The organism is Bartonella phoceensis (assembly GCF_902825145.1).
Classification (GTDB): domain Bacteria; phylum Pseudomonadota; class Alphaproteobacteria; order Rhizobiales; family Rhizobiaceae; genus Bartonella; species Bartonella phoceensis.
Genome location: NZ_CADEAD010000066.1, coordinates 1 through 282, shown reverse-complemented (window position 1 = coordinate 282; position 282 = coordinate 1). Strand labels below are relative to the sequence as shown.

1 protein-coding gene is annotated in these 282 nt (G+C 41.8%); it reads right to left on the bottom strand.

Going from position 1 to position 282, the window contains the following annotated elements:
- On the bottom strand, nt 1–282 hold a 282-nt coding region (locus tag J7R07_RS08095), incomplete at both ends, for a hypothetical protein (protein ID WP_208436330.1).

Genomic DNA, 282 nt, shown 5'->3' with positions numbered 1-282 from the left:
TTGCTTTGATTGCTAATCTTCATCAAACCTGTTTGCAACAAAGCATTTGGCAAAAGCAGATAAGTCGAAACTTGCGGAACAATAGCCCTAACATCCGGTTTAGGACGAGGCTTTGGACCAGGGGCAGGAAAATCTGGAGAAGGAGTAGGTTTAACTCCAGAATCAATATATTTACTCTCGAGACGGAAATCCCAAAAACTTCCATGACCTGCAACCAATCTTTGAGCAGAACTTGCTTCTCCTAAATCAGATCCTGAACCATAAGCACGGAGTATATATTGA